24 protein-coding genes are annotated in these 25,970 nt (G+C 55.3%); 14 read left to right on the top strand and 10 right to left on the bottom strand.

Annotated features, from left to right (window positions below):
- Window positions 1-43 precede the first annotated feature (43 nt).
- Complete coding sequence (locus AUQ43_RS08870) at window positions 44-1,009, top strand: LysR family transcriptional regulator (RefSeq protein WP_062955893.1); 966 nt, start codon at window positions 44-46, stop codon at window positions 1,007-1,009.
- Here AUQ43_RS08870 and AUQ43_RS08865 read toward each other — a convergent pair whose 3' ends face one another.
- Genes AUQ43_RS08865 through AUQ43_RS08850 form a run of 4 tightly spaced genes read right to left on the bottom strand, consistent with a single transcriptional unit; the run spans window position 1,010 to window position 7,784 of the window.
- Window positions 1,010-3,085: a hypothetical protein gene (locus AUQ43_RS08865; protein ID WP_062955892.1), complete on the bottom strand. Its 2,076-nt coding sequence runs from the start codon at window positions 3,083-3,085 to the stop codon at window positions 1,010-1,012.
- The gene (locus tag AUQ43_RS08860; RefSeq protein ID WP_062955891.1) at window positions 3,082-5,793 is read right to left on the bottom strand and encodes a DUF4159 domain-containing protein; all 2,712 of its coding nucleotides are present in this window, start codon (window positions 5,791-5,793) and stop codon (window positions 3,082-3,084) included. The genes AUQ43_RS08865 and AUQ43_RS08860 overlap by 4 nt, the downstream gene beginning before the upstream one ends.
- Window positions 5,790-6,743, bottom strand: a complete 954-nt coding sequence (locus AUQ43_RS08855) for a DUF58 domain-containing protein (RefSeq protein WP_062955890.1) — start codon at window positions 6,741-6,743, stop codon at window positions 5,790-5,792. The genes AUQ43_RS08860 and AUQ43_RS08855 overlap by 4 nt, the downstream gene beginning before the upstream one ends.
- Window positions 6,744-7,784 carry a MoxR family ATPase gene (locus AUQ43_RS08850; protein ID WP_062955889.1) on the bottom strand — a complete coding sequence of 347 codons (1,041 nt, stop codon included), beginning with the start codon at window positions 7,782-7,784 and terminating at the stop codon, window positions 6,744-6,746.
- Window positions 7,785-7,897: 113 nt separating this feature from the next.
- Here AUQ43_RS08850 and AUQ43_RS08845 point away from each other — a divergent pair, with 113 nt between their 5' ends.
- The 5 genes from AUQ43_RS08845 to AUQ43_RS08825 are packed head-to-tail and all read left to right on the top strand — an operon-like array spanning window position 7,898 to window position 11,458.
- Complete coding sequence (locus tag AUQ43_RS08845; protein WP_062955888.1) at window positions 7,898-8,479, top strand: DUF1285 domain-containing protein; 582 nt, start codon at window positions 7,898-7,900, stop codon at window positions 8,477-8,479.
- Entirely contained in the window at window positions 8,476-9,120 is a 645-nt protein-coding gene (locus AUQ43_RS08840) for a CoA pyrophosphatase (RefSeq protein WP_062955887.1), read from the top strand. Before AUQ43_RS08845 ends, AUQ43_RS08840 begins: the two co-directional genes overlap by 4 nt.
- A gap of 23 nt (window positions 9,121-9,143) precedes the next feature.
- A complete protein-coding gene (locus tag AUQ43_RS08835) occupies window positions 9,144-9,431 on the top strand; it encodes a hypothetical protein (protein ID WP_062955886.1) in 288 nt (95 codons plus the stop codon).
- 51 nt (window positions 9,432-9,482) lie between these two features.
- Complete coding sequence (locus tag AUQ43_RS08830; RefSeq protein ID WP_062955885.1) at window positions 9,483-10,817, top strand: CCA tRNA nucleotidyltransferase; 1,335 nt, start codon at window positions 9,483-9,485, stop codon at window positions 10,815-10,817.
- A complete protein-coding gene (locus AUQ43_RS08825; protein ID WP_062955884.1) occupies window positions 10,814-11,458 on the top strand; it encodes a GDSL-type esterase/lipase family protein in 645 nt (214 codons plus the stop codon). The genes AUQ43_RS08830 and AUQ43_RS08825 overlap by 4 nt, the downstream gene beginning before the upstream one ends.
- Before the next feature lie 29 nt (window positions 11,459-11,487).
- Here AUQ43_RS08825 and AUQ43_RS08820 read toward each other — a convergent pair whose 3' ends face one another.
- From AUQ43_RS08820 to AUQ43_RS20425, 5 genes are all read right to left on the bottom strand, one after another.
- Window positions 11,488-11,841: a hypothetical protein gene (locus AUQ43_RS08820; RefSeq protein WP_062955883.1), complete on the bottom strand. Its 354-nt coding sequence runs from the start codon at window positions 11,839-11,841 to the stop codon at window positions 11,488-11,490.
- Window positions 11,842-11,969: 128 nt separating this feature from the next.
- A complete protein-coding gene (locus AUQ43_RS08815; protein WP_232310640.1) occupies window positions 11,970-13,769 on the bottom strand; it encodes an EAL domain-containing protein in 1,800 nt (599 codons plus the stop codon).
- Between the two features lie 259 nt (window positions 13,770-14,028).
- The gene (gene xerD, locus AUQ43_RS08810; RefSeq protein ID WP_062955881.1) at window positions 14,029-14,979 is read right to left on the bottom strand and encodes a site-specific tyrosine recombinase XerD; all 951 of its coding nucleotides are present in this window, start codon (window positions 14,977-14,979) and stop codon (window positions 14,029-14,031) included.
- Between the two features lie 42 nt (window positions 14,980-15,021).
- Entirely contained in the window at window positions 15,022-17,088 is a 2,067-nt protein-coding gene (locus AUQ43_RS08805; protein WP_062955880.1) for a hypothetical protein, read from the bottom strand.
- 1 nt (window position 17,089) lies between these two features.
- Window positions 17,090-17,227: a hypothetical protein gene (locus tag AUQ43_RS20425; protein WP_165374927.1), complete on the bottom strand. Its 138-nt coding sequence runs from the start codon at window positions 17,225-17,227 to the stop codon at window positions 17,090-17,092.
- 387 nt (window positions 17,228-17,614) lie between these two features.
- Here AUQ43_RS20425 and AUQ43_RS08800 point away from each other — a divergent pair, with 387 nt between their 5' ends.
- From AUQ43_RS08800 to AUQ43_RS08775, 6 genes are all read left to right on the top strand, one after another.
- Window positions 17,615-18,226: a shikimate kinase gene (locus AUQ43_RS08800; RefSeq protein ID WP_232310639.1), complete on the top strand. Its 612-nt coding sequence runs from the start codon at window positions 17,615-17,617 to the stop codon at window positions 18,224-18,226.
- A 4-nt stretch (window positions 18,227-18,230) separates the two neighbouring features.
- On the top strand, window positions 18,231-19,346 hold the full coding sequence (aroB, locus tag AUQ43_RS08795) for a 3-dehydroquinate synthase (RefSeq protein ID WP_062955878.1): 1,116 nt from the start codon (window positions 18,231-18,233) through the stop codon (window positions 19,344-19,346).
- A gap of 133 nt (window positions 19,347-19,479) precedes the next feature.
- Window positions 19,480-20,754: an HlyC/CorC family transporter gene (locus tag AUQ43_RS08790; protein WP_062955877.1), complete on the top strand. Its 1,275-nt coding sequence runs from the start codon at window positions 19,480-19,482 to the stop codon at window positions 20,752-20,754.
- Window positions 20,755-21,007: 253 nt separating this feature from the next.
- Entirely contained in the window at window positions 21,008-21,457 is a 450-nt protein-coding gene (locus AUQ43_RS08785) for a CBS domain-containing protein (protein WP_062955876.1), read from the top strand.
- Window positions 21,458-21,624: 167 nt separating this feature from the next.
- A complete protein-coding gene (locus tag AUQ43_RS08780; RefSeq protein ID WP_062955875.1) occupies window positions 21,625-22,194 on the top strand; it encodes a DUF2889 domain-containing protein in 570 nt (189 codons plus the stop codon).
- Window positions 22,195-22,352: 158 nt separating this feature from the next.
- Entirely contained in the window at window positions 22,353-23,624 is a 1,272-nt protein-coding gene (locus tag AUQ43_RS08775) for a transporter substrate-binding domain-containing protein (RefSeq protein WP_232310638.1), read from the top strand.
- A 31-nt stretch (window positions 23,625-23,655) separates the two neighbouring features.
- On the opposite strand, the gene AUQ43_RS08770 is transcribed toward AUQ43_RS08775, so the two are convergent.
- Window positions 23,656-23,940 carry a BolA family transcriptional regulator gene (locus tag AUQ43_RS08770; protein ID WP_062955873.1) on the bottom strand — a complete coding sequence of 95 codons (285 nt, stop codon included), beginning with the start codon at window positions 23,938-23,940 and terminating at the stop codon, window positions 23,656-23,658.
- A gap of 160 nt (window positions 23,941-24,100) precedes the next feature.
- Between AUQ43_RS08770 and AUQ43_RS08765 the strand changes: the two genes are divergently transcribed.
- The gene (locus AUQ43_RS08765; RefSeq protein ID WP_062955872.1) at window positions 24,101-24,751 is read left to right on the top strand and encodes a DnaJ domain-containing protein; all 651 of its coding nucleotides are present in this window, start codon (window positions 24,101-24,103) and stop codon (window positions 24,749-24,751) included.
- 200 nt (window positions 24,752-24,951) lie between these two features.
- On the top strand, window positions 24,952-25,959 hold the full coding sequence (gene cobS / locus AUQ43_RS08760) for a cobaltochelatase subunit CobS (RefSeq protein WP_062955871.1): 1,008 nt from the start codon (window positions 24,952-24,954) through the stop codon (window positions 25,957-25,959).
- Window positions 25,960-25,970 lie beyond the last annotated feature (11 nt).

Below are 25,970 nucleotides of genomic sequence, written 5' to 3'. Positions count from 1 at the left end.
ATTTGTTTCCAATCGCGCAACAGTCCGCCCTGGGAGTCGCTTAATGTTGATCGGAAATCTTGACGGGATGACCGTCTTTGCCCGCGTTGTCGAAGAACGCAGTTTTTCCGGCGCGGCCCGCAAACTTGGTATGTCAAAATCTGCGGTCAGCAAACATGTGACGAAGCTTGAGGACAATCTTGGCATTCGGCTTTTGAACCGCACAACACGGCGGCTGAGCCTGACAGATGCCGGGTCGACCTTCTATCAGCACTGCGCACGCGTGGTCGAAGAAATCGAAACAGCCGAACATGCATTGACTGATTTGCGTGGCACACCGCGTGGCACACTTCGCATTTCCGCCCCGCTGACCTTTGGGCAGATGTATCTGCCGCAACTCGTTACCGAGTTCATGGAAAAGTATCCGGGGCTCCACGTCGATATTCACCTGGCCGATCATATGGTCGATCTCGTGGCCGAAGGGATTGATATGGCGTTGCGAATCACGCGCCTTAAAGATTCCAGTCTTATTGCACGCAAACTTGCCGATTTCAGGGGGCATGTAGTTGCATCCCCGGGGTATCTGGCAGAACATGGCGAACCCAAAACGCCACAGGATCTGCTCGAACACAGGACGATTTCATATACCAACGTCCCAAGTCCCAATATCTGGGATTTTGAAGGTCCCGATGGTCAGGTCTCGGTTCGGGTGAACCCGGTGATGTCATGCAACAATGGCGAGTTCACCTCTGTTGCTGCCATCCGGGGACTTGGCATCGCGCGCGAACCGGAATTCATCGTTGCCGAGGCCCTCAGTGAAGGGCGTTTGGTCCGCATCCTTCAAGACTATGACCCGCTTAGCAGTGGCGGGATTTATGCGGTCTATCCCGAGCGCCGCCACCTGCCAAGCAAGGTGCGTGTCTTTATCGATTTCCTGGTCGAGAAATTCAAAGGTGGCCTTTGTAACTTCCACAAGGAAGCATGCGTCGAATATCATGAAGGGCGTGGACGTCAGCGCCCGACCCCGTAATTACTTGCTTTCAATCCGCCAGCCCAGCAAACAGATCGCGCCGATCAAAAGTGCTACAAACGGGATGGGCAGCAGGTTGGTGATGCCGCCAATCACGGTCTTGAAACTGTCGGTTTGTACAAAGCCAGCCCAGTTACCGCCATGCCAGATACGATCATCAGGCACATGGCGAAAATCAGGCAAGCCGTCTTCGATCCGACCGATATAACCGTCATTTTCCGCCACCACGCCAGCCAAAAGGTCTGGGGTGGAATTGGTGTTCTGGGTTTCGGCGGTCAAAACATCGCGATCCACATGCAGGCTGGTTTGACTGCGATTGTTTTGATCGCGGACCCGAACCCGGATCAGACCACGGGTTTCAATAGGCACGGTCGCCTGCCATGACTGGTCGGGCAGTTGTTCGAACGTGGCGTTGATCTGTTCGCCTGTTTCCGGGTTGATCACGCTGGCTGTGTCCGGGGCCGCGCCGATTTTGCGCCAATTCAGGATCAGGCTGTTGCCATCGGGACTGCGTTCGCTGCGGACCGTATTTTCGTCAAGGGCGGGTTCCTTCATCAGCCAGTGCGAAAGACGCCGCAGCAATTCGGCAACCGGGCCGCCGCCATCATGGCCGCGCTGCCACAGCCACATCTGATCGGAACTCAGCATCGCGACGCGGCCTTCCTCAACGCGCTGCATGGTCAGAAGCGGCATTTCGTCAACACCGGTCAAAAGCGTCATGGCGTCAGGATCAGAGACACGGGTTTCGATCTGGCGATACCACTGCCCCCATTTTGGTGGCGTATTCGGGGACCCGGCAATCGCGGTTGTCACCGGATGCAATCGTCCGGCCTGATTGACGCGCGGGACGAAGGCCTGTTCGATCACACGTCCTGTGGGCACGGCGGGCATCAGATCGTTCAAGGCCGTACCGGCAAGTCCGTCCGGCCCGATATATTCCGGCCCGGCGACGACCAGTGCTGCCCCGCCCCAGCGCACGAAATCAACCACCTTTTCCAGATAGTGGGGCGGCAAAACCCCGCGCATCTGATAGCGATCAAAAATGATCAGATCGAACTGACGCAACCGGACCTCAAACAGGTCGCGGATCGGAAACGGGATCAGGGCCAGTTCATTGATCGGTGTGTCGTCGCCCTTTTCCGGCGGGCGCAAAATTGTGAAATGCACAAGATCCACACCCGGATCGGCCCGCAGAAGGTTGCGCCAGGCGCGTTCGCCCGGATGGGGTTCACCAGAAAGCAACAAAACGCGCAGCCGGTCACGCACCCCTGTGGTTTCAAGGATCAACCGATTGTTGGTTTTGTCGGTTTCTTCATCAAACGTATCCATGCGCAATTCGGCCAGAACCGATCCGGCATGGGGCACCGGGATGCTCACCCGGTGTTGCTCATTGGCAGGCAGGGCAATCTCACGTTCCGTGCCGTCTTCGAACAACATCCTTACCGGGATGGCCGTGCCCGGGGGCAGTTGTGGATCAACGGCCTCGATCATGAATTCGGCATCCTTGCCGACAATGCCGTAATCGGCACTTTGGCGAATGACCAGCCTGCGATCGCGTTCATCGCGCCCGCCACTGATCAGAACATGCAATGGCGCGTTCAGGTCAAGCCGGTCGGGAACGTCATGCACCTGTCCGTCGGTAATCATCATGACCCCGCCCAGCCGTTCGCGCGGTAAACCACCGAGTAACCGGTCAAGCACTGCAAACATCCGCGTATCGGTCTTACCCGGAACATCTTCAAAACGCAGCTCAACAGACGGATCATCGGCAAAGCGATCTTGCAGTTCAGCAATTGCCGCGTCGGTCTGTGTTGCCCGGTCTGCGATATTCTGGCTGGCCGACCGGTCGACCAGCACAAGCACGATGTCGCTGAGTTGTTCGCTTTCCTGATCGGTGAATTGCGGAGCCAGAAGGGTCAAAAGAACCAGCACCATGACAACTGCCCGCCAGACCGTCCCGCGCAAGCGAAACAGCGTAAAGACAATGACCGCCACCAGGCACAGGATCGCCAAACCTTGCAGGATGGTGATATCAAGCAGTGGTGAAAGCTGTAGGTTCTGCCATCCCTGATTCATCGGCCCAACCTTTCAAGGATGGCCGGGATATGCACCTGATCGCCCTTGTAGCTTCCCGTAAGGGCATACATCACCAGATTAACACCAAACCGATAGGCCATTTCACGTTGGCGCGGCGAAATGTCTTCATTGCGCAGATCATCGCGGCCTTCCGGGATGATCCATGCCGACGCCCAGTCATTGCCACCAAACAAAACGGAAGCCACACCGTCCAGTCGCTGACTGGGGCGGGCGTCAAGCCAAAGCGGTTCTGAAAACCGGCCAAAGGCGTGATCCAGCAGATAGAAACTGCGAAACAGGATGTGATCACTTGGCGCGCGGTCCAAAAGCGGGACTTCAAGCCCGGCCAGAAGGCGCCGCAGACGGGCGGGTTCCACCTCGCGGTCGCGGCTATCAATCAGGATCATTCCCCCATTGTTAAGATATCTGTTCAAGCGATCCTGTGCGCGTTCGGAAAACGGTTCCTGACCATCAACCAGTGGCCAGTAAATCAGGGGATAGAAGCTAAGCTCATCTGTTTCCGGATTGATGCCATCAACGCTGTTCAAATCCGCTGCACTGCGCCGACGCAATATTTCGGTAAGCCCGGTCATGCCCGCGTGGCTAAGACGATCCACCGGCGCATTCCCGGTTTCCAGATAGGCCAGGCGTGGCTGCAATGCGGCCTCGGGCAGGTTGGTTGCGGCTGCCGAAGGCAAAGGGTGCATGACGGCGATGCTGGCCCCGGTAAGGATAACCGCGAGCAAGACCGACGTCAGGGCATTGCTGCGGCGACTTCGGCGCAGGGACACATGGTTTAGAACAAGCAAGATCAAGGCATCAAACAGAACAAGAATGAAAGCCGCCAACAAACAAAGGGCTGCAAGGTCTATCTGGTTTTGATCGGTGACTTCGCGTGTGCTGACGCCAGACGGCCATACGACATCGCGCCCGATATCTGTAAGCGACGGACCAAGATTAAGTGCAACTGCTTGTCCGTTTTCGCCGTAAATGCCCGGTGGATGGCGCGGGCTCGGTGTTGGCAGCGGTGTTTGAACCGGCAAGATGAGCGCGTCTGGTTGGTGCGGATGCCCAAAACCGTCCAACACGGTTTGCGCCGGAAGACTGCTTTGAAGTTCGGCATCGCTGCGATTGCTCGGACTGGCAAGTGGAAGGATCTTTTGCCACAGCTCCACAAACAGGCCCGACATCGGCAGGTTCGACCAATCCGCCCATGGTGTGACATGGAACAGCACAAGTCGGCCAGCGTTGCGCGGTGCGCTGGTAATCAGCGGTGTGCCGTCGGTCAGGCGCGCCCATGTTTTGCTGACAATGTCCGGGTCAGGTTCGGCCAGCAATTGTCGGGTGACGGTGATGTCACCGGGGACAGCGATACCGTGAAACGGACTGTTTTCCGGGAAATCGAGCAACCTTTTAGGTTTCTCCCATGACATTGATCCGCCAAAGTCCCGGTTGCCCAGTCTGAGCCTGACGGGCAGAAAGTCATTGCCGATTTGCGATGAACTGTCGCCTGCGAAGCGGACCAGCATACCGCCTTGATTGATCCACCGTTCAAGCGCGTCAAACTGGCTACCCAGACCGGAAATCGGCCCGGCGGAGACCAGAACATCGACCCCGTTTTCCAACAAAGTCCCCAGTGGGGCATAGGTCACATCCGCATAGGGCGATAACGCACGATCAAGAAAGAAGTACTGATCAGACAATACCCCCGGACCATCGCCGGAACTGGCAACGACGCCAACCCGACGTTGCTGCCAGCGCGCCCCGGTCTGGAACATCGTTGCGGCACTTTCGATACCCTCGATCCCGACAGACTGTATCGCGTTGGAGATATCACTGGGCAGCATTATGGCGACGTCGCTTTGGTCGGTATTGGCTGCCAGATCAACCGAATGGCGCAGGATCACATTGCCGCGCTCTCCACGGGCCAGAAGGTTGACTGTGCGTGGAAGGTCATCGCGATTATGGCTCAATGTCGCAACCATGCCCGTTCCGGACCGGTTCAATGACCGGATGGCAATACGATCTGTTGTGGTCGGCGAGATGATGGTGATTGGTGCGATATCAAGTAACTCGGATGCCAGTTCCGCTTTGTCGGGACTGTCCATTTGCCCTGTCAGCCACAGAATGCTTCCAACCGACCGGTTCATTTCCGGGCGTTCTGAAATCAGATCCGACAGTGCGGTGTAATCGGCCGACCAGGGGCGTGGTTGCAACCTGTCAAACAGGCTTGTGGTGTCGGCGGGGGATACCGGCCCGACAATGTCGGGAAGCTTCCATGTGCTTGCACCGGCGGCCTCGGGCACGGTTTGTGCGATATAAACTGTTTGCAGATCAAAACGGGCCTGGTTGGCGATCTGGTCCAGTGCCGTCCGGTATTGTCGCCAGTTCGCCGCACTGTCCCAGCCATTATCGGCAATGATCAGGATCGCGCCATCATCGGCGGCAAAATCATTTCGGTTCATCACCGGGCGGGCGGCGGCAATGATCAGAAGTGTCAGGATAAGACACCGCAGAATGGTCTGCCAAATCGGGGCACGCTGGATGTCGCGGCGATTACTTTTAAGACCGCGCAAGATGCGAGCTGCCGGGAAAACAATGGTTTTTGGTGAACGCGGTGCCGATCTGATCAGAAGCCAGACAATCGGTAAAACCATCAGTCCGGCCAGCATCGCGGGGTACAGGAATGTAATGGCCGAAAGGCTCATGACGTCTCCTGCCTGTTGGCACGCTGCAGGTTCGGGCGACCCCGCCCGTTTGACCCGCTTTGGTTTTGTCGTTCGCTCAGATGCTGATAAAGCGCAAGCAGGGTCGGGCTGGCGCTTTCTGATGTGACGTGGCGGTCATAGAGCCAGTCATTATGACGCGCGGCATCGCGGACCTGCGCGCGCCATTTTTGCGCGCGCTTTTTAAAACCATCGGCAAGGTCTTCGAACTTTTCGCTGCGAAAAATCATCTGATCGTCGGTATCGAACAGATCAACACGCCCCTGATATGGCGGGGTGATCTCCGCAGGATCAAGAATCTGAACCAGCGCCCCGTCATTTTGATATTGCCCCAATCGCCGAACAGTTTGCGTCGATCTTTCGGTTTCATCAGAAAATTCAAGGAAGTCACCCAGAATTAGAACCGAATGTTTCCGTCCGGGATGAATGTTTGTGCCCTGATCGGAAATGCTTTGCGGACTTGCCAGCATCGCATGGGCCAGCTTTTCAAGATGTTCTGCCGAAGTGATACGCGTGCGTTCACCATCAAAAGTGCCAACGGTTTCACCGTTGCGGATCAAAAGATCAGCCAGCGCAATGGCGATGATCAGGGTGCGCTCTGCCTTTGATGGAAGGCTGTCTTTCGATGCCCAATAGGTTGATGGCGAAAGAACCGGCCAGATCCAGTAATTGTGACTGGCTTGCCATTCGGTTTGTCGGATGAAGGTGTGCTCGCTGCGCGCCGAACGACGCCAGTCTATCTGGTTGGTCGGATCGCCCGGGACATAGGGGCGGAACTGCCAGAAATCGCTGCCCGGTCCGACCTTGCGATTGCCGTGCAGACCACTGCGCAGACTGATGGCCGTTCGGCGCGACTCATCAATCAGCTGGGGCAGTCGGGCCGCAAGGGCGCGGGCGGCGGCAACATGATCATGCGCGGGGGCGGTGACCAATTAGCTGTTCTCCTGCAGATGGGCCAGCGCATCGGTTATCAGTCCCTTGGCGGTAAAGCCCTCGGCGCGGGCACCATAGGTCAGACCGAAACGATGGCGCAGGACAGGGACGGCAAGTTCTTCGATGTCTTCGATGGATGGCGCGAAGCGGCCAAACAGCATGGCCCGTGCCCGGCATGCCAGTGACAGGGCCTGTGCGGCACGTGTACCGGGACCCCAGGCCACATTTTCGCGAATTTCGGCAAGTGATGTGCTTTCAGGACGGCATTCGCGACACAGTGCGACGATCGTGTCCAAGACCCGGTCAGGCATCGGAAGGCGCCGGACAAAGTCCTGTGCCTCGACCAGATCATCGGTCTGGAGAACCTGGCGCGGGCGGGTCGGATAACGGCCGGTGGTCTCGGTCACGATCTTGCGTTCTTCATCGGCATTGGGATAGCCAAGACGTACTTCAAGCAGGAAACGGTCAAGCTGTGCTTCGGGCAGGGGATAGGTGCCTTCCTGCTCCAGCGGGTTCTGGGTTGCCAGAACGTGGAACGGTTCGGGCAGCTTGTGGCTGTAACCGGCAACAGATACTTCGCGTTCCTGCATGGCTTGCAACAGGGCCGACTGTGTACGCGGGCTGGCACGGTTGATTTCGTCGGCCAAAAGCAACTGGCAAAATACCGGTCCCTTGATAAAGCGAAACGCGCGTTTGCCATCTGCGCCTTCTTCAAGAACTTCAGAGCCCAGAATATCAGCAGGCATCAGATCGGGCGTAAACTGGACACGCTTGTCAAGCAGGCCAAGAACCTTGCCCAGCGTATGGGCAAGCAATGACTTGCCAAGGCCCGGCGCACCAACCATCAGAACATGTCCACCGGATAAAATTCCGATAAGTGTTTGCTCTACGGCATCATTCTGCCCAAATATAATACTGGAAACCATTTTGCGGGCTTCGGCCAGCCGTGAGACGCACTCGTCCAGACGAGTTGCATCGCGTTCCAGACTGCTTTCCTGGGAGAAACCCATTTCTTCGGGAAATTTTGGCGCGTTTGTCATGGCGGTTGACTGTGCTTCCTATGTTGCAGTGCAGGCGATAGCAGGTCGAAGAACGCAGATGAAATCGGTTAAGTGAAACGGGAAAACGTCTGGTTCAGGATCAACTCTACAGCATGAATGATAACCAAAAAACCGTCGATCTCGCCGAGAAATTGTGGACGCGCCTTCGGGGGCAAAAGCCTGATACCGGTCGACATCCACAAATTTGCGGCGACATACCTATGTCTATAGGTCGTGATGGCACCTGGTTCTATCAAGATGGGCCAATCGGCCGAATTGAACTGGTAAAGCTTTTTTCTTCCGTGCTGCAGCGTGACGAGGAAGGCGGCCACTGGTTGGTTACCCCCGCCGAGATGGCGCGAATTGATGTCGAAGATGTCGCCTTCATCGCGATCGAGATGCAAAACGAAGGCAAAGGCAAGGATCAGAACATCCGCTTTCGGACCAATATCGACCAGTGGGTCGAACTCGATAGCGACCACCCCCTGCGTGTCGAACATGATCCCGAAACGGATGAACCTTCGCCCTATATCGGGCTGGAGCGCGGGCTTGAGGCCCGTCTGAACCGCGCGGTTTTCTATCAGTTGGTCGAACTGGCCGAAGAAATAAATGACCCTGATAACAATATGATCCGTATCGGTGTGTATAGTCATGGCCAGTTCTTTGAGATCGGTCGGATGGAGGCCACCGAATGACACCCGATGATATCATTGCAGCCTTGCGCGCGCCCGCGGGCGATGTTTTGCAGCGCCGTGGTGATCATGCTGTCGATTTCCCGGGTTCTAAATCCCGTGCGCGTGCCTTTGCCGATGGCGAACTGGTGTCGCGTCCAGCCGCCGTTCTGGTGCCTTTGGTCAAACGCGATGCCGGGTTGCATGTGATTCTGACAAGGCGTACTGATCATCTCAGCGACCATGCTGGCCAGATCAGTTTTCCCGGCGGGCGGCAGGAAGAAATCGATGCGACATTGGAAGAAACCGCGCTTCGCGAAACAGAAGAGGAAATCGGTCTCGCGCGACATCATATCGATTTGGTTGGGCGGATTGACGATTACTACACAGTGACCGGTTATCAGGTGACACCGGTGATTGGTCTTGTGACTCCGCCCTTCGACCTGAAACCTGATGATCACGAAGTGGCCGAAGTCTTTGAAGTTCCGCTCAATTTCATTCTTGATCCGCGAAACCAGAAACTGCAAACCGTGACATTTGAAGGTACCCGCAGGCGTTATTTTGCGATCCCGTATCGAGAATATTACATCTGGGGGGCAACAGCCGGGATGCTGGTCAATTTTTCCGAAGTCATCCGGGCCAATGCACCATCACTTAACCGTTAATCCGAATATTAGGACAGAGCTTTATGTTGCGACAAATCATCCAGATCGGTCTTCCTCTGATCCTGCCCTTTGTGATTTACGGACTGTGGCTGAAATGGGCACGTATAAAGGCCATCCGCGAAGGTCATGATATTATCCCGCCCTGGAACAAGGGGCCGTGGCTTATGCTGTTTGGTTTGGGTGTGTTACTGACCGCCGCAATCCTGATTTTCACCGCACTTGGGACTGGTGCGCCGCCCGATTCCATTTATCATGCGCCGGTATTGCGCGACGGCGTGGTTGAACCGGGCTATTTCGAGCCCAAGGAATAGCCATAACCCAACCCCCCGTTGCGACAGTGGATATGCGGTAACAAAGCAACGATGACAGCACTTGAAGTAACCGGCAGATTGCGGCCATACGGGATCATGGCCGCCGATGATACCGCCCGCGTGTTTGATGCTATTGCGCAGCAAGGTGGTTGCGCGCGCTTTGTCGGCGGCGTGGTGCGCGATGCGTTGCTGCAACGTGATCTGGTCGATGTCGATATTGCCTGCGACCTTGCGCCTGAGGAAACCCAGTCAGCATTGGAAAAGGCAGGCATTCGGGTAATCCCGACCGGGCTTAAACACGGGACCGTCACGGCGATAACCGATGCTTCGGCCTATGAAATCACCACCTTGCGGGTCGATGTTCTGACCGATGGCCGCCATGCAGAGGTCGCCTTTACCGACAGTTGGCTTGAAGATGCCAAGCGCCGCGATTTCACCTTCAATGCGATATATTGTGACCTTGATGGCACCATCTATGACCCGTTCGACGGCGAAACCGATTTACGGGCAGGGCGGGTCCGTTTTATCGGTGTTGCTGAAAGCCGCATTGCAGAGGACTTCCTGCGTATATTGCGGTTTTTCCGCTTTCAGGCGTGGTTTGGCAGTATGCCAATTGACCCTGTCGGCGCAGAGGCATGCCGAAAGGCGGTGAACGGGCTGCGCAGCATCTCGATTGAACGCATTCGCGACGAGATTTTCAAACTGCTCCGATCGCCAAGCCCTGCAAGTACGGTCAATGACATGATCGGGTTTGGTATTCTGCCGGCTGTTCTGCCCCAACTGATCCATACAGATTGCCTGCGCATCATGCAGTGGCTTGATAGCACCGCGCTTGCTGATCCGACCATCCGGCCGGATCCCTTGCGCAGACTAGCGTCATTATTTGCACCAGACGATGACACCGGAAAACATGGTGAACAGGAAGACGATCTGGCCTCTGCAGAACGCTTTGCACGTGGTCTGCGGTTGTCGAACGAGGAAACTGACCGGTTTGCGGAAATGGTTGCCCACGCACCACTGATCAATCCGAAACTGCCGATTGAAACGGTGCGTCGTGATCTTTACCGGATGGGGGCTGCGGCTTTTCGCGATGCTGTGCTTTTGGCATGGAGTGCGCGTGCCTCTGTACCGCCACGCTGCACGCGTGCGGAAAACGAAGAATGGAAAACCCTTCTTGAAGCCGCGACAAACTGGCAACCGGTTACTTTGCCAATACAAGGGCGCGATATCTTGAACGCGGGTTTGGCGACTGCGGGGCCGCGTGTTGGTGTTTTGCTAAGGCAGGCAGAAGAATACTGGCTTGAGCATGATTTCAAACCTGATCCGAATGAACTGATGGATTATCTTGCCCGCCAATCCCAAGTGGGCGACGAGGAAGCGCAATGAATAAAGGTACGATTGGACATCGGATTTGCTGTTTTGGTGACAGCTTGGTCAACGGTGTTCGTGACGCCAAGAAGGGCGGTTGGCCGATGCGTCTTGGTCAGCGCCTTTTGGAGCAATCCGGGCGGGATGTCACCATTTACAATCTTGGCATCCGGGCGGATACGAGCGAGGGGATAAAAGCGCGCTGGCAGCACGAAGCCAGCCTGCGGATGGTTGAGGAATTCCCGACAATCCTGATTTTCAGTTTTGGGGTCAATGACGCCAACCATGCCGAAGACCGAGGCGAGGAAACCACCATGCGGGTATCTCCGGCGGCCTCGGCGGCGAACGCAGCGGAAATCATCGGCGCCGCATCCAAACTGGCACCCACCCTTTGGGTCGGACCGCAGGCCGTGATCGATGGCAGCAAATCCAGTCAGGAAATCAATCAGCGACTGGAAGGCCTAAACCAGATTTACCTGGAAACCGCACGTGGCTTTGATGTGCCATATCTGGATCTGCATGCCACAACACTTGCCGATGACACATGGCAGCGCGCCCTTCGACGCGGTGACGGCTATCACCCGGATGCAGCGGGTTACGACCGGCTAGCAGACTTGATATGGGAATGGGGTGCTGTGCAAAAGGTCATCGGTCTTTAGGCATCTGATGGATAAAGACCGATGATGGATCAGGTCAGAATGTCGAAATACTGTCCACGACCGCCGGAACTGGCGGTCAGGTTATTTAATGAATTGCCCGACGCGTTATAGGTCGGGGACGCGAACTTTTCGATATACTGATCCGATTGCGTCTTTTGTTCGCCGTCTTTTAGAAACTGTCTCTGTTCACTGCGGTCGCGCTGATAGGACTGAACGGCGCGTTCAATTTCCTGATCAGATGTCAGGACAGTGGCACGTGTCCCGTCAATAATCCGGCTTTGATCGGCAAATCGTTGTTCGTCGCCGCGTTGCTGGGCGATCGGGCTTGCCTGACGGACGGGATTGGACGACGGAAGATCAGAAAAAGGCGCGATATTTACCATTGACGGAACTGCTCACTCGAACCGATTGGTGTTGTTGATTTGGTCGGAATATTACTCAGAGTGAGCCCGATTTGAAGCCCTAATTTGACCTGTGACACAACAAAATTACAAGTCTTTGAAAACCAAAATCAAAGCAGTTTTGGTGCGCTGGCATTGTTGCTGTTCGCATCATAGATTCCGGTCGCAAACCGGCCCGGGCTGGTCTTTGCAAGTGCCTTCAGTTTCGCGGCTTCGACGGAAATATGATCAAGGGTAATATCGGTGCGTTCGGCAGGAAGGCGGATCAGAGCGGCGCTGACACTCATCAGGTCAAACCGTGTCGGTTCGCCATCGCGGCCCTTGCCCGTAAGATAACCAGTTTCACGGGTTTTCGGATCATAGAAACTCTTGATCTGGGCATCGAACATGGCCTGTGCGCGTCGCACAGCAGCGACTGCATCCTCAAAATCAATCGACTGGACATAGGCAAAGAAATCATCACCGCCGATATGTCCGACAAACCAGTCATTCTGACTTAAAACCTTGCCCAGAATATCCTTGAAAAGCAGGATCGCGCGATCACCCTGACGAAAACCATAGCGGTCGTTAAACGGTTTGAAGTTGTCGAAGTCGAAATAGACAGCAAACCGGCGTCTGCGGGGTTCGGCCAAAGCGCGCGCGGCATACCGGTAAATCGCGCTGTTGCCAGGCAAACGGGTCAGGGGGTTTTCATCACGGGCATTAAGGGTGTTGCGCTCGTTCACTGCGCGCAACAGCGCACTTTGATCCAAAACGCCAAGGTACTGACCATTTTCTGTCAGGATCACGCCATCAAGGGCTTCTGTCGCAACAAAGGTCTCAAGCAGTTCTGACAGGCTGGTGCGGATATCGGCAATCGGGCAGCGGCGCAAGAAACGCTTGATGTTGGCGCGATTGGCCGGGTTCTGCAAAAGTTCACGCCCGAACGGGGTATAGATGAACGCCTTGAATTCTGAATCCCGGACGATACCCAGTGGTTCGCCATCCGGTCCAACTACCGGCACCAGCGAGATGTCCGGGTTTTGTTGAAAGTACGTCAGTATATCGACCGGGTTGATATCACTTGGCAGGGCCGGCGTTTCCAGCAAATAGGACCTGACGACATCATCATCGTGATCAGACTGACGACGTGAGTCGGCCGCGATGTCTGCGGCTGCTTTAACGATATCCGTTTGTTCGGGAATATCGCGTCCTGGGCGTGCAATAAAGAAGCCCTGTACCAGATCACAGCCCAGACGACGGCAGCACAGGAACTCCTCGCGGGTTTCGACACCCTCTGCGACAACTTGTGCTGCGATCATATGGGCAAAGGCGGTGATTTGGGTTACGAACAACTCCTTGCGACGGTCCCGGTCAATGCCATCAATAAAGAACCGGTCGATCTTGATGATGTCTGGTTCGCATTCGTAAAGCGCGCGCAATTGGGCAAAGCCGCTGCCGTAATCGTCAATGGCAATCTTGAAGCCCTGACTGCGATAGCGCACCAGAATGTCTTTGAGATACCCGGCATTGCTGATGTCGTGGCGTTCGGAAATCTCAAGGAAGATGGTATCGCGTTCCAGTCCAGCTTCGCTGAGCAAAGCGGCGGTTTGACCGGGTTGGTAATCCTCGGTCTTAACGACGCGATTATCGAAATTGTAAAACAGCTTAAGACGTTTGGCATCCGGGAAGCGTGCGAATTTCTCGATCGCCTTGGCGCGCAGCATCATATCGACACTGTGCAGGTTGCCGGTGTCCCAGGCGGTATCAAACAATGCCTGAATAGATGAAAACCCGGCGTCCTCCCAACAGCGCAGAAGTGCTTCATAGCCAAAAACATGGCCTGTATGTGGGCTAACGATTGGTTGAAACGCAAAGTCGACTTTTTCGACGACCTGCTGCCAGTTACGGAGCATGACCGGATGGGTCATGGGTCGCTCGGTTATCCATTGTTCATCTGCATCAGACGTCAAATGCAGTACCCCGATCTTCAAAATGGCCTGATTTCCCGGAAGTTAGAAAAGACATGAGTTTCCGGTAATGCTGTTAAACCAGATATGACAACAAGTTCATGACAGCGGGGTTACGAATATATGACATCCGCAGAAAACGTCCGCTTTTTTGTCAAAAAACGGCAGGGTGCCTATACATAGGGGTTAGACAAATCGACAGAATCGATACTGCATCGACCTAGCTGTTTTTACGTGCGGCAAGCGGATGATGTTCCTGAACCAGTCCGCGCAGGCGTGACTCGAGAACATGGGTGTAAATCTGCGTGGTCGAAATATCGGAATGGCCCAGCATCTTTTGCAGGCTGCGCAAATCTGCACCATTGGCCAGTAGGTGGCTGGCAAAGGAATGACGAAGGACGTGCGGCGAAACCTTTGACGGCGGCACACCGGCTTCAACAGCCAGATCCTTGATCATTTTCAGAAACATTTGGCGGGTCAGATGCCCGGTTTTCCCACGCGACGGGAAAAGGTATGAGGATTGCCCGGGCCGGTCCGCATGGCCGGCCGATTTGTCTGACGGAATGAAGGCATCGCGCACTTCAAGGTAATTGCGCAGGGCATCGCGCGCCGGATCGGAAAGCGGTACCAGTCGTTCCTTGCTGCCCTTGCCCCGGACAATCAGCATCTGCGGATCACGTGATGCTGCCGCAAAGGGCAACTCAACCAGTTCGGAAACACGCATGCCGGTGGCATACATCAATTCCACCATCGCCAGCAGGCGTTTGCCCTTGATGCCGGGATGATTGGTCGCAGCGATGATCAGGCGGTCAATTTCCTCAATCGACAGAAACTTTGGCAGGGCCTGACCCTGTTGGGGGCTGTCGATATTCGATGACGGGTCATCATTGCGATAGCCATCAGAATAAAGGAACTTGTGAAACTGCCGCAAAGCCGACAGACGCCGCGCCTGTGTGCGGGGGGCAAGTCCGGCAGAACCCAGTTCGGCCATATAGCGCCGAACATCAGTATCACTTGCAGCCACCGGGTCGGATTTCCCGGCCGTCAGCGAGGACGCGTAATCTTCAATATCCCGGCGATAGGCATCAAGCGTGTGGGCACTGGCCCCGCGTTCAGCCGCCATCATTTCCAGAAAGGCCGATATCAGCGAACTTGTCATTGCCTTGGCCATGGCCGGTCCCAGCGGTGATTAAAGGACGTGGTGATCAGCGGCTCAGTGATTGAATGATATCAGCAATTCTGTTGCCAGACGCCGCGCATCACTCTCAAGCCCGACGGTCTCAAGCGACGTGACAGTATCGCTCAGAACCTTGGGGTCGGCATTGTCCGCCGCAGCAATCTGTTGGGCCTGAATGGTCATTGCGACGGTTTTTGCCTTTTGCTGCGCACGGGCAGCGGCGGTTAGATGATGGGACACCGCACTGCTGGTGGTAACGCGTTCCTCGGCATAGGGGGCTGTTAGAAGCCCATCCCACAAACTATCGGGCACTTCGATGCCAAAGCCTTCAAACAGGTTGAAGATCAGTTCGCTGTAACGTCTTGCCGCGGCCTGATCGCCGCGTGCGGCCTGCATTTCCTGCCACTCGATCATGCGCGCACGATGACGGGCAAGGGCAGCGGCCCGTTCAGATGCGCTTTGCACATCTTCGGGGGAGGCCGAATTGGGCATCACGGTTGCTGATGCCATGCCGCCACTTGATGTTGGCGCGCCCGGAACAACAGCCCCACCCAGGCCAAAGTTCTGCTGCGGGGCGGATTGCGTGTCGCTGCCAAATGTCTGTGGCGTGCTTTGGTTTGCCGCATTGGCAACCGGTTTGATCGCGCCGGTCTCTTCAAGGCCCGAAATCGCCAGAACCGGATAAAGCAGGCTTAGACGCGATGAAATATCATTCGATGCATTGGCCGAGGAGCGTGCAACCAGAAGCCAGTTTTCAGCGCGCTCGAAACTGTTTGCGGCAATGGATGCCTTAAGGGCAGAAACCGCAAACCACGAAAAATCCCCATTGATCGGAATGTCGGCCAACAAAGGGGCAGACAAGCGGGCAGCTTGCATGAAGTCGCCTTCGAACTCGGCGGCTTCAAACAGGGCGGCCAGAATTTCGGCACGCGCTGCCGGAACGTCACTTTGTGCTGCTGCCTGATAAAGCTTGGCGTATTGGCGGGCCTGTATGCCTTCGCTGGCATCATCAAGAACGCTTTCCAGTGCACCGGCCGCGAAATTCACTGATTGATAAACGTCTGCCAATTTTTCCGCACTGATCAGGCCAAGCTTTTCGGCCTTGCGAGCGGCTTCAAGGCGAACATCCGTTGCTGTTGCATCGGCGTTGGTGATGCCAATGATTGCCGCCGCATTACCGGTTTCAAGCTGGCTGGTCGGGATTGATTGCTTGGCAATCGCCAGAAGAGCAAGATCCAGCGGGCGCAATTGGCTGAGCAGTTCCGGATCGGCGGCATTTCCGCTTCGGATCGCTGATACCAGACCAAAGAAGGTCTCATCACCCTCGCCGCCCATTTCACGCACCAGGTCGACCGAAAAGGCCGCCGAGGTCGGATCATTGGCATAGAACGCACACATCGCTGCGGCCTTCAGCCAGAAAAGCTCCTCGTAACTTGCGCCGTAACTTTCAATTGCGTCGCAGGCGGTATCAAGGTCTGAGCCGATCAGCAGCGCGTTAATTTCGGCCTGTGCCAGCATCGAGCCACGCGACCCTTGTGGCGCAGCGCGGACAAGTTCGATGGCTTCATCCAGCGCGCCCATTTCAATCAGCTTGGCAACGCGCGCTTCAAGCAGGCTGATTTCAGCAGAATCCTGTGGCAGGGCAGCCGCCGAAAGCAGCATGCGTTCCTGCAAATCGCGCGCGGTGTGGGTCGCTGGTGTGGCGGGCAGTTCGGAAATCAGTTTTGCCGCAGACCGGCGTGTTGTGCCGTTCCACATATCGATGCCAAGGCCGCCGCGCGATCGATCAATCGTACCGACCGCTTCGGCATCTACAGCGCCAAGTGACAGCGACTGAACTGCATTTGGGTCAGACGGGAATGCTTCTGTCTGCGGTGTGTTGGAGTTCGTGCTGCCAAAACCGCCAGATAGCGGGGCGCTTGTCGTTCCCGGATTGGTCGCGCCCTGATCAGACTGACGTTCCGCGTCCTGCTCGGCTTCCTGTTTTAGAAACAGCGGCACAGGGGCCGATGTCTGCGCGAATGCAGGCGCGGCGCCAAGTCCCGTTCCCGTCATCATGGCCAGTAAACAGGTTCGCATTAACAGGCGGGAACGCAATTTCATATTAGTTGAACCTCGAATTCGGGATGGTTTCTTCGATTTGGGCGGTCGGGGCCGGGATGTCCCAAGTCACAAGGAACGTAGCACCGCCGGCAATCACGGCGATAACCAGCAACAGGATGATGCGCGATAGAATTCTCATTTTGATCCAGACTTCGAAGCGTTTAAGCGAAGGACGCGAATACCAGTATGCGGACGAAAATCAAAGATGCAACAACAGGAACCGCCAATCAATCTGACGATCCGTCCGCGTATCTCCGACCTTTGATCGCATTGGGGTGGTCGCACTCCAATTCGGCAACTTAAAGGCAGTATAAGTGCCTGTTACTCACAGAGAGTTAATGGCATCGCGCAGAACAAGGTTCGGCAAAACGATGCATTGGCATGCCTAAAGTGACTGAAAGGGGCAATTTGGCGCAGTATTTTTGTCGTGTTTTCTGTGCGGTTTGCTTGCGTTCGGGGGCAAGCTGGCCTAAAGATTTGGGTAATTTGTATCTCAATGATTGAACCACAGGACTGCAAACCGAACATGGACAGCAACATTGCCGAGTCGGGTTTGCACGAAGACGTGATCGCCAAAATTCGGGATGGCCTCAAAGGCCGGACATTGGTGTTCATTGGACTGATGGGTGCAGGAAAAAGCTGCATCGGCCGTATGGTCGCCAAGGAACTCAATCTGGATTTTGTCGATGCCGACCGCGAAATTGAAGAAGCCGCTGGCTGCTCGATCGCCGATATCTTCAAGCTGTATGGCGAAGAGGCGTTTCGCGACGGCGAGGAACGTGTAATTGCCCGTTTGCTTGATGGCGAACAGATTGTGTTGGCCACAGGCGGTGGTGCGTTCATTCGTGAACGTACCCGCGAACTCATTCTCGAAAAATCCGTATCAGTCTGGCTGCGTGCCGACCTTGATCTGCTGATGCACCGCACCAGTGGCCGGACGCATCGTCCGTTGCTCAATAACGGTGATCCAAAGCAGGTTCTGGCCGAGCTGATTGATACGCGTTATCCGGTCTATGCCGGGGCAGACATTATTTTTGACTGTGATGAGTCCTCAAAGGAAGCAACCCGTGATGCGGTTCTCGAACTGCTGGCCAAATCCTTTGATGACGATGGTCAATTGATCAAGACAGGAACCTGACAGAGTGAGCAATCACGACACCCTTCGCGTCGAACTTGGCGCACGCAGCTATGATATCCTTGTTGGCAGCAACCTTTTGGCCGACACCGCCAAATATATTGCCCCGTTCGTCAAGAAAGCCGGGGTTGTTGTGATCAGCGATGCGGCCCTTTCCGACAATCACCTGCCAACCGTTCTGGCATCCCTTGACGGGGCGGGGATTAACCATCGCGAAGTCGTCGTACCGTCTGGCGAAAAATCCAAAAGCTTTGCCATGTTTGAAAACGTCGTCGAACAGATTTTGGCGATGGGGATCGAACGGTCCACCCTGATCATCGCATTGGGCGGCGGGGTTGTTGGTGATCTTGCCGGGTATGTCGCGGCGTCTTTGTTGCGTGGGCTTGATTTCGTTCAGATTCCGACAACCTTGCTGTCGCAAGTCGACAGTTCCGTTGGCGGCAAGACCGGAATCAATTCCAAGTCAGGCAAAAACCTGATCGGGGCGTTTCATCAGCCGCGTCTGGTTCTGGCCGACACATCGGTTCTTGATACGCTGCCAGCGCGTGAATTGCGCTCGGGTTATGCCGAGGTTGCAAAATACGGGCTGATTGATGATCCTGAATTCTTTGCGTGGCTCGAAGAAAACGGGCAGGCGGTTCTTGAGGCTGATGGGCCTGAGCGCCGTCAGGCCGTGATCAAAAGCTGCGCGGCCAAGGCCCGCATCGTGTCCGAGGACGAACGCGAAGGCGGCAAACGTGCGCTTCTGAACCTTGGTCACACCTTTGGGCATGCGCTTGAAGCCGAAACCGGGTACGGCGAAAAGCTTTTGCATGGCGAAGCCGTTGCCATGGGCATGGTCATCGCACATGACGTTTGCGGTGCCATGGGTATGGCGCCTGCGGGCGAGAAGGATCGGATTATTGCCCATCTGAAATCGGTGGGGCTTCCGGTGGCGGCGTCCGAGGTGACGGGCATGCATTGGGATATCGACAAGGTGATCGGTCACATGTCGCGCGACAAAAAAGTCCGCGATGGGGAGATCACCTTTGTTATGACACGTGGTATCGGCAAGGCATTTACATCCAAGGCCATGGATGTCGAGAAGATGCGCGCAGCGATCACCCGGTCTTGCCGGGGCTGAGCAAACATTCGACCCATAGCGCGGTCGAATGTCGCCAGTGTGTTGTTGTTAACTTGTTTAACGCCATTTGACCTTATAGATGAACACAGAACAAACTTGCTCTGTTGCAATCACCGTTTGGAGACGGACCTGAATGACGATCACGATTGTCGTGATTTTTTTGCTGTTGATGCTTTCGGCATTCTTCTCTGGCTCGGAAACCGCGCTGACGGCTGCGTCGCGTCCGGTCATGCATCACAAGGAACAGGATGGTGACCCGCGCGCCGGGATCGTCAACAGGCTGCGCCAGTATCAGGAACGTCTGCTGGGCGCGATTCTGCTTGGCAACAACATGGTCAATATCTTGGCCTCTGCGCTTGCAACGTCTGTGATGATCGAACTGTTTGGCGAGAACGGTGTGGTCTATGCCACCGCCGTGATGACTGCCCTTGTTCTGATCTTCTCGGAAATTCTGCCAAAAACCTATGCGCTTCAGCATGCCGATACCATGGCGCTGCGTGTGGCACGCCCAATGAGCGTGCTGGTCGTTCTGTTTGCGCCGATCACCCAGACCATTCAGGTCTTGGTGCAGGCCACCTTGCGCTTGTTTGGCAGTGGCGAGGGACCCGGACTTGATAGCGAACGCGAATTGCGTGGCGCGATTGAACTGCATGCCGATGACGTGGTGGTTGGTAACCACCATGCGGAACGGACCATGTTGCATGGGGTTCTCGATCTTGAAGATGTTGGTGTGTGGGAAATCATGGTGCACCGTCGCAAGGTGCAAATGATCGATATTTCCCGACCGATGGAAGAAATCCTCGATACCGTTCTGGCAAGCCCGCATACCCGTATTCCGGTTTACGAAAAGGACCCGGACAACATCGTCGGCGTTTTGCATGCACGTGAAGTTCTCAAGGCAATTGTGCGTGGGGCGAAGCCGTCCACCGCCGCGGATGTCCGGGAACTGAGCGCCGAACCCTGGTTCATCCCGGACTCAACCACCCTTGCCGATCAGCTCAAGGCGTTCAAGGAACGTCACGAACACTTCGCCATTGTCGTGGACGAATACGGCGCGTTCGAAGGTGTTGTGTCGCTTGAGGATATTCTCGAAGAAATCGTCGGTGACATTGCCGATGAAACTGACGTCGAAGTGGTTGGTGTACAGCCGCAGGCTGACGGATCGGTCATTGTGCGCGGTGATGTCACCATTCGCGATTTGAACCGTCGCTTCGGATGGCGTCTGCCTGATGAAGAAGCTGCAACTGTCGCTGGTCTTTTGCTATATGAGACACGGCGTATTCCCGACGTCGGGCAGCAGTTCCGCTTCCATGGGTTTGAGTTCGAAGTGCTGCGGCGCATTCGCAACCAGATCACCCGTGTGCGCCTGCGTGCCGTCACAGACCCGCTTGGCGAGGAGCAGGAATAAAACCTGCCCTTTCTCGGTGCATGTGCGATGCCGGAAAACCACTATCGCGTAAAAAATTTCAGCTTTATCTACTTATGGGTTAAACTCTTGTTCCAAGGTCTTGACCCAAAGGATTGCAGGGCCACTTGCAAATAAGGGCCCGTCACACTGTGCCATGCAACGACGTCATCATTACCTGACGTCTGCCAGTGTGAAACCAGATGATCTGATCGGGTTTGGGCATGTGCAAACAGCAACCTGCAGAGAGAGATGCATGGATACGAAAATTGTACCGGGTGTGGTCCAGGAACAATCCATCGCGACACTCAATCCCGCCGATTCCGTGATGGACGCCGTCAATATGATGTCGGAACGCAAAATCGGTGCGGTCATCATCGTTGACAATGATGCCAGACTGGCGGGAATTTTTACCGAACGCGACCTTGTTAACCGGGTGGTCGCCAAGGGGCTTGATGCGGCGTCAGTGCCGCTGTCAAAGGTCATGACGGCAAACCCGGATACGCTTGGCCCGGATGACTTGGCTATGAGTGCGCTTGATCTGATGAGTGCCCGGCGATATCGTCACCTGCCGGTCCTTGATGGTGACAAGGTTGTCGGTATGGTGTCGATCCGTGACCTGTTTAACGTGGTCAAACGTCAGCTTGAAGAAGACGTGCGTGAACGTGAAAAGTTCATCTTCGGCTCTGACTACGGGGTAGCATAAACACCCCGGTTCTCAGCAGAACAGCCTGATATCAGCCTGTGGGGATTCTTCCCCCGGGCCTTTCGGTGTGGGTGCAAATTTGGCTGTCGCAAGGATGGTCGAGCATTTTTGTTGCTTGACAGTTCCCACGTGAACGTCTTTACGTTTACGTAAAGGAGATAGTTCCCATGCCATTGTCCAGCCCCACCGAACGTGACCATATCCATACCCGCACGGTGACCTGTCAGGGGTTCCGCCGCAAAGATGGCCTGTGGGATATCGAAGGTCATATCACCGACGTCAAAACATACGCGTTTTCCAATGATGACCGGGGGGAAATTCCCGCGGGTGAGCCGGTGCACGGTATGTGGATACGTGTGACCATTGGCGATGATCTTGTTATCCGCGCGGTCGAAGCGGTGACGGATTATGCCCCGTTTCATGCGTGTGATGCGATTACGCCAAATTACGACAAGCTGGTTGGTTTGAAGTTGGGACCGGGGTTGCGCAAACAAATCCGTGACAGGGTTGGTGGCGTGCATGGCTGCACACACCTTAATGAATTAATGGGGCCGGTTGCGACCACGGCTTTTCAGACAGTTTTCCCAATTCTTGCCAGGGAATCCCTTGAAGCACCCGACGCGGCTGACGACAAGCCGCCACGGCGCAATCCTTTGATCAATACATGCCATGGTTGGCGCAGTGATGGGGCGGCCGTGAAACGCATCGCACCGGACTTCTATACCGGTGATGATTAGGCCGGGGTCCCTATGGCTGTGCCTTGTAAGTGCACGCCTGCAGTACAATATCAATCCCATTCGTAACGTGTCTTTGTCAGGTGTTCGTGACCATGTTGCGCCGGGATGGAAACTGCAGAAACCATAACGAAATCAGGGTTCAACGTAATCTGTTGTGCATGGTCGCAACGGTAGTCGTCTGTTTGTTTGTGACGGTTGGCATCGCCAACACCGCAAAGGCACAGGCGTCGGACAATGATGCGCAGGACGGTTTCCTGATCTTGCAGACAAACCTGCATCCGCCTTATCAGGAACTGCAAAACGGCATGCTGAGCGGATATTCCGTCTCGGTCCTGAACTGTGTGTTCGAGCGGATTGATGTCGGCTATGGCTTTGCCATTGCTCCACGCCAACGTAATCGTGAAATGGTTCGAAATGGCCGGGCGGACGGGTTCTTTCTGGCGCGCATAAGTGAAACCATGGACGAATATGCGGTGGCAACAAATCCGCTGGCGCTTGAGAAATGGATGTGGGTCTCATCGGCAATTAAATCCGATGATCCGCGGGTCAGTCGGCGTCCCAAGCCCGGCGATTTTACCACTGTCGGAGCCATTCTTGGCTCGAACGAGGCCGAATGGCTGACCGAGCAGGGCTATACGGACGTGATGCGGGTTCCCTCGATTGCGTCGCTTGTCGGTCAGGTCGCGGCCGGTCGTGTTGAGTACGCCCTTGTTGACAAGAACAGTTTTGAAATTGCCCGCAATGAACTTGGGATGGGGGCAGATAAATTTACGGTGCAGTTCGAACGCTATGCACCGTTGGTGGTTTATTTCTCCAACAGCTATGTCGCGGCTTTTCCTGATATCCTTGATAAGCTGAATGCAGTTCTTGAGTTTTGTGAAACCCGCCCGATGCGTCTTGAGCCTTGGGAACGCGATGCCATCGAACAGACGCAACTGCCCACCGTTCGTCAGTTCGCAAGTTCACCAGAACTTGTGGCCCACGTACAGGACCAGCTTGCCGGGGCCAAGCAGCCAAAAGAAGATCAGAAACACCTGATCGATGCAGAATGGAAGGCGCTTGCGCGAAGCGGACAATCAAGCGACACCGCAGCCGAGATTCTTCGAAATGACCTGTCGGAACATCTGCGTCGTTTTCAGTCAAGCGTGGGCAATCAGGTGGCAGAGGCCTTTGTCTTTGACGTGCACGGTCAGATCATCGGTATGAGCCGCCTGACATCCGACTTTGATCAGAGCGACGAAGCCCAATTCCAGATGATCGAAAGCATCAATAGAGATCAGGCCCTTATTGCTGATATCTGGTATGATGCCTCAACCCGCACATTCCTGTCGCAAATCACCGTGCCGGTTGTTGATCCGGACACGGGGCTGACGATGGCGGCGCTGACGGTCGGGCTGAACGTTTCCGCCGCACTTCGCCCCGACAGCTGAACGTTTGTCGGGCGCTGTGAAGTTTGGGCGATCAGCCCGCCAGCTTTTTGTATTCATCCGGTGTCATGGTTTTCAAGGCCAGCGCGTGAACGCGATCCTTTAACAGCGCGTCAAGCGCGCCATAAACCATGCGCTGGCGATTGACGCGGTTCTCGCCTTCGAATTTGTCAGATACCACAAGCACGGAAAAATGGGACTCGCCACGCGGGTCGGCCCCTGCATGACCGGCATGTTTGGATGAATCATCATTGATCTGAAGTTCGACCGGCGCGAATTGTTCGGTCAGGATGTCTCGGATCTGATTGGCGACCTGCATTGTAAGGGCCTCTGTTTTCTGGTGATGTTCGCAGATCACTGCGAAACTGATGCGTGCGGACAAGTTCTGTCATGCGATGGCCGTTTTTCAAGCCTTTTATCGCATTTAAAGCGCCCTTATGATATTGCGCGTCGCGAACTTTCAGAACATATAGACGCAAATGAACCGAGGACACCGCAACAAGCGCAAGACGCTCTACCATGACGAACCCGTTCTGCCATCATGTGACTGGCCGGAATGTGACGGGCATGGGGAATTTCGTGCGCCCAAGGATCGCAAGTTGCGCGACTATTACAAGTTCTGTCTGGAGCACGTCCGCGAATACAACAAGTCGTGGAACTATTATGCCGGCATGAAGGCCGAGGACATTGAAAACGACGTGCGTCGTGATACCCACTGGCAACGTCCGACATGGCAGTTCGGTCATATCCGGGGTTCGAAAAAACCGTTCAATTTCAAATTCAAGGACGGGTTCGGCTTCTTTAACGAAGACGGTGCCCAAACCCACCATGGACCCGGTGCCGAAGAAAAGGCCAGGGCCGAACGCAAGCGCAAAAGCGAAGATGCCCAGCGTCGCGCCGGTGCCCTGGGCATGCCAGCCGAGCAGCAACAGGCCATGGCCACCCTCGATCTTGGCTGGCCGTTCACCCGGGACGAGCTGAAAGCCAAATACAAGGCCCTTTCAAAGAAGTATCACCCGGATGCCAATGGCGGGGACAAGGCTGCCGAGGAACGCTTCAAACGCATCAGTGCGGCCTATACATCGCTGACACGGTATATTCGCGACCTGGAAGCGAGGGTAACACTGTAATTCTCTGCGAATTTCGATGAAAACCGGTCTATCTGGTTGCAGTTTGCGTACCGGGAATGTCTTATCGAGCAAACCTTTTGCGATAATAGAGATTTTTTGCGCATCTTCCCTTTGTGTGATGCGTCATAACCGCTATTAATGAGCAAGTTTAATGAAACGACCGCGCCACCAGCGCCGGTCCGAAAAATGCGCGAGTACTTATGAGCCAAGGTTACGAAGCGAGCGGTGCAGCGGCTGAACACCCGCTTGATGCACCCGATACCACCCTTTCCGTGCGTGAAACGTTCGGAATTGACGTTGATATGGAAGTCCCGGCCTTTAGTCAGGGCAGCGAACATGTGCCGGCAATTGACCCGACCTATCGCTTTGACCGCGATACCACGCTGGCGATCCTGGCGGGCTTTGCCCATAACCGTCGCGTGATGATCCAGGGTTATCACGGCACCGGTAAGTCGACCCATATCGAACAGGTGGCAGCGCGCCTCAACTGGCCGTGCGTACGTGTGAACCTTGATAGCCACATCAGTCGTATTGACCTGATCGGCAAGGACGCGATTGTCCTGCGTGATGGCAAACAGATCACCGAATTCCGCGAAGGCATTTTGCCCTGGGCGCTTAAGCGCCCGGTCGCGATGGTGTTTGATGAATATGATGCCGGTCGCCCGGATGTGATGTTCGTGATCCAGCGCGTGCTTGAAGTCGATGGCAAGCTGACCTTGCTTGATCAGAACAAGGTGATCCATCCGCACTCGCATTTCCGCCTGTTTGCAACGTCCAACACTGTTGGTCTTGGCGATACCACGGGCCTTTATCATGGTACCCAGCAGATCAACCAGGCCCAGATGGACCGCTGGTCGATCATTGCAACGCTGAACTACTTGTCGGTCGAGGATGAAACCAACATCATCGCCGCCAAGGTTCCCGCGTTCGATGACGCCGAAGGCCGCCAGAAGATCGAAGCCATGGTCGCCCTTGCCAACCTGACCCGTCAGGGCTTTGTGGCCGGTGATATTTCGACCGTCATGAGCCCGCGTACCGTGATTACGCTTGCCGAAAACGCCAAGATTTTTGGCGACGTTTCCTATGCCTTCCGCGTAACGTTCCTGAACCGTTGCGATGAAGTGGAACGTCCGATTCTGGCGGAATATTACCAGCGTTGCTTTGGTGAAGAGCTGCCCGAGGAAGCCATCAATGTGATGGTCCGCTAAGGCGTGACACT

It is taken from the genome of Thalassospira sp. MCCC 1A01148 (assembly GCF_001613795.1).
In the GTDB taxonomy this organism is placed as follows: domain Bacteria; phylum Pseudomonadota; class Alphaproteobacteria; order Rhodospirillales; family Thalassospiraceae; genus Thalassospira.
Note: the sequence above shows the minus strand (reverse complement) of the source record. Positions and strands in the feature narration are given on the sequence as shown.